At 71.0% G+C, this 1,999-nt stretch carries 3 protein-coding genes; all 3 read right to left on the bottom strand.

The features are described 5' to 3' along the window. On the bottom strand, positions 1-213 hold a 213-nt coding region (locus tag BN4348_RS35370), incomplete at its 3' end, for an acyl-CoA dehydrogenase family protein (RefSeq protein ID WP_142308785.1). Then, positions 210-1,394, bottom strand: a complete 1,185-nt coding sequence (locus tag BN4348_RS35365) for an acyl-CoA dehydrogenase family protein (protein ID WP_066909778.1) — start codon at positions 1,392-1,394, stop codon at positions 210-212. The genes BN4348_RS35365 and BN4348_RS35370, both read right to left, overlap by 4 nt. Further along, positions 1,391-1,999: SDR family oxidoreductase (locus BN4348_RS35360; protein WP_066909775.1), on the bottom strand; the 609-nt coding region annotated here is incomplete at its 5' end. The genes BN4348_RS35365 and BN4348_RS35360, both read right to left, overlap by 4 nt.

Here is a 1,999-nt window from a genome sequence, read left to right as displayed (position 1 = left end):
GCGCGCGCCCGCGCCGGCGCCGCCGAGCGACTCGGGCACCAGCAGCCCGGCCACCCCGAGCTCCGCGGCCAGCGTCCGCCAAAGGCCCGAAAAGTCCTGTGGCTCGGGGTCGTAGGCGCGCGCCACCGATTCGGGTGGGCACCGGTCGGCGAACAGGTCACGGACGCTGTCCCGCAACGCCTCCTCGGTGTCGGAGTACAACAGGTCGCTCACCGGTCCAGGTCCTTCCACGGTCTGTCCTTGTCCACGCGATGCTCGCCCGGCAGGCCGAGGATCCGCTCGGAGATGGTGTTGCGCAACACCTCCGACGTGCCGCCCTCGATGGAATTGCCGCGCGCCCGCAGGTAGCGGTATCCGGGCTCGCGACCGACCAGGTCGACCGTTTCCGGCCTGCGCATGGTCCAATCGTCGTAGCGCAGCCCGGCCTCGCCGTGCAGTTCGATCTCGAATCCCGAGATCGCCTGCGCCAGGCGGGCGAACGCCACCTTCATGCCCGCACCCTCCGGTCCGGGCTGGCCCACGCTCGCCTGCTGGCGCAGCCGCTCACCGGCCAGCCGCAGGACCTCCGCCTCGACCCACAGCCGCATCAGCTCGTCGTGCATGGCGGGGTCGCGCAGCACCGGCTCGTGTCGCCAGGCCTTGGTGACCTTGCCGATGTGGCCGCCCTCCCGCGGCGTCCCGGCGCGGGTGCCGATGGCGACGCGCTCGTTGTTGAGGGTGGTGGTCGCGACGCGCCAGCCGCCGCCCTCGGGACCGAGCCGATTGGCGTCGGGCACCCGGACGTCGGTGAGGAACACCTCGTTGAATTCCGCCTCGCCGGTGATCTGGCGCAGCGGGCGGACTTCCACGCCGGGCTGGGTCATGTCGCACAGGAAGTACGTCAGGCCGGCATGCTTGGGCACCGTCGGGTCGGTGCGCGCGACCAGGATGGCCATGGTCGCGTGCTGCGCCTGCGACGTCCACACCTTCTGCCCGTTGACGATCCAGTCGTCCCCGTCGCGGACCGCCCGGGTGGAGACCCCGGCCAGGTCCGAGCCGGCACCGGGCTCGCTGAACAACTGGCAGTAGATCTGCTCGCCGGTGAACAACGGGCGCAGGAACTTTCGCTTCTGCTCGTCGGTCCCGAACGCCGCGATGGTGGGCGCCGCCATGCCCATGCCGATGTAGTTCTTGGGGGTACCCCCCACCGGCGCACCCGCGGCGGCGAGCTCGGCGTCGACGAGTTCCTGGGCTTTGCGCGGCAGGCCCAACCCGCCGAATCCCTCCGGCAGGTACACCCAGGCCAGCCCCGCATCGTATTGCGCCCCAAGGAATTCCCGCGGCTTGGTGGTGGCCGGGTCGTGCTCGCCGAGCAGCGCCCGGACCCGCGATGCCAGGTCCGCTTCGGTACTCATTGGGCCTGGTACCCCTGCGCGGGGCCGAGCAGCAGGCCGCCGTCGATCACCATCGTCTCCCCGGTGATCCAGCTCGCCGCGTCCGAGACCAGAAAGGCGACCGCGCCGGCCACGTCGGCCGGCTCACCGATGCGCCCGAGCGCTATGGTCGCCGCCAGCGGATCCTCGTGGTCCTTCCACAGCGCCTCGGCCAGCCGGGTGCGCACCACGCCGGGGGCGATGGCGTTGACCCGGACGCGCGGCGAAAGCTCGAGCGCCAGTTGCTTGGTGACGTGAATCAGCGCGGCCTTGGTGGCGTTGTACATACCCATCGCCGGCGACTGGTGCATCCCGCCGATGGACGCGGTGTTGACGATCGCCCCGCCGTGCTCGCCCATCCAGGACTTGACGACCAGCGAGGTCCACAGCAGCGGGGCCCACAGGTTGACGTCGAAGATCTTGGTGAACCGCGCGTGGTCCTGGTCGATCAGCGGGCCGTACGCCGGATTCGTTCCCGCGTTGTTGACCAGGATGTCGACGCGGCCGAAGCGCTCCAGCGCGAGATCGACGCAGCGCCGCGCGGCCTGTTCGTCGACGGCGTGCGCGCCGACGCCGACGGCCTTCTC

Origin of the sequence: Mycobacterium interjectum, assembly GCF_900078675.2 — a bacterium.
Lineage (GTDB): Bacteria > Actinomycetota > Actinomycetes > Mycobacteriales > Mycobacteriaceae > Mycobacterium > Mycobacterium interjectum.
The sequence above is the reverse complement of the archived record's forward strand: the minus strand, read 5'-3'. Positions and strand labels throughout refer to the sequence as shown.

Coding starts and splice junctions, on each gene's coding strand:
- BN4348_RS35365 (WP_066909778.1), bottom strand. CDS start 1,394: ATGAGTACCGAAGCGGACCTGGCATCGCGGGTCCGGGCGCTGCTCGGC.